Source organism: Pseudundibacterium arcticum (assembly GCF_042646465.1).
Classification (GTDB): Bacteria; Pseudomonadota; Gammaproteobacteria; order Burkholderiales; family Burkholderiaceae_D; genus Undibacterium_A; species Undibacterium_A arcticum.
In genome coordinates, this window is record NZ_JBHRTP010000117.1 from 1 (window position 1) to 1,583 (window position 1,583).

The window sequence follows — 1,583 nt, forward strand, 5'->3', positions numbered from 1 at the left end:
CCGCATTGGGATTGAAGTTGCGCGCGGTCTTGCGGTACACCAGATTACCGGACTTGTCGGCCTTGTAGGCTTTGACCAACGCCACATCGGCCACCAGGGAACGCTCCATCACGTATTGCTGGCCGTCGAATTCGCGGATTTCCTTACCCTCTGCGACGATCGTGCCGACTCCCGTCTTGGTGAAAAATGCGGGGATCCCGGCGCCGCCGGCACGCAGCTTTTCGGCCAGCGTACCTTGTGGCGTAAATTCCAGTTCCAGCTCGCCAGCCAGGTACTGACGCTCGAATTCCTTGTTTTCACCGACGTACGACGCGATCATTTTCTTGATCTGCCGGGTGGTCAACAACTGCCCGAGGCCGAAGCCATCCACGCCGGCGTTGTTGGAAATGGCGGTCAGATTTTTCACGCCCGAGTCGCGCAGTGCGGCAATCAAGGCTTCCGGAATGCCACATAGGCCGAAGCCCCCGACTGCGATGGTCTGGCCGTCGCTGACGACACCGGCCAGCGCAGTCGACGCATCAGGATAAACTTTATTCATACCAATCCCTTTTCTTGTGAAGGAGAATCATCAACGATTGTTGCCGGGCGCAATACAGAAGGGGCAGATTGTGATATTTCTGATGACCTTGATCAGGCAGGTTGGCCGAAGCTTGCTCATCCTCTGGGACGGGCTGCCGCAACGTCGCAGCACAATCGGACCAATTATCTGACTTCGACAAACTGGAGAATTATCATGGAATACCTGCCTGTCTATGGCCCGAGATCAATCCATCGGATTATATTTGAACCTACTCCCAGCAGCTTGAGTTGGCCAATCTGTAGGTGGGCAGAAATTCTTTGACGGCAAATCTAATACAGGGTGGATAAACGAAAGAGGCTTGCTTCATTCCAGGATTCAGCATAGTACGCGACGGTCTTTTTGTCGATGCGCACGGCCTTGGGTTTAACAGACTCGTTGCAAGATATCGTGACGAAAAGTCATGCCCGATCAAGCAACTCAAATGTTGGCAGTAATTTGAAGCACTACAACAGCAAGGGAAGCTGTGGACAATCCGGGTTAGGACTCGTCGTCGATCAGGCCTGAAGGCAACAGCTCCAGATAAGCCTGCACGGGCCAGTAGTCTTGGTCGAAACAGAACATGAAAAAATTGAACATGGGTTGTTTTCCTTTTTTAAAATATCAATCATTTATTAGTCATTCAGAGAATGACCGCTGACGCTGACAAGCCCTATCTTGATCAGAAAGAGCCAGTGTAGTGCCTCGTAAATAAGCCAACTTATCAAGGCCGCTCGTTTACTGGCTTAACAGACTAGTTGCAAGATATCTTGCAAAAAGTCATGCCAGAACAGGTAGCTCAAATGTTAGCAATAGCCTGAAGCACTGCACTAGGAGCGGGTTTAATCTTTTCAGCCGTCCCCCATCCCAATTCGCGCCGGATCTGTTCAATGTCGGGCGGTGGCTCAGTTTTGAGTTGACGATGTTTTAGCCAATCTCTGACTTGCACTTTGCTTGGTTGATTGATCGCTTCCATAACACCATCCATGTTTTGCGAAAAACTCCCTCTGGCCGTCGCGCTTTTGAT

The 1,583-nt window shown here is 51.0% G+C and carries 2 protein-coding genes; both read right to left on the reverse strand.

What is annotated here, in order from left to right; all coding sequences use genetic code 11:
* On the reverse strand, positions 1-538 hold a 538-nt coding region (locus ACFOFO_RS26220), incomplete at its 3' end, for a CoA transferase subunit A (RefSeq protein WP_390333509.1).
* A gap of 817 nt (positions 539-1,355) precedes the next feature.
* A partial coding sequence (locus tag ACFOFO_RS26225; protein ID WP_390333511.1) for a hypothetical protein occupies positions 1,356-1,583 on the reverse strand: 228 nt, incomplete at its 5' end.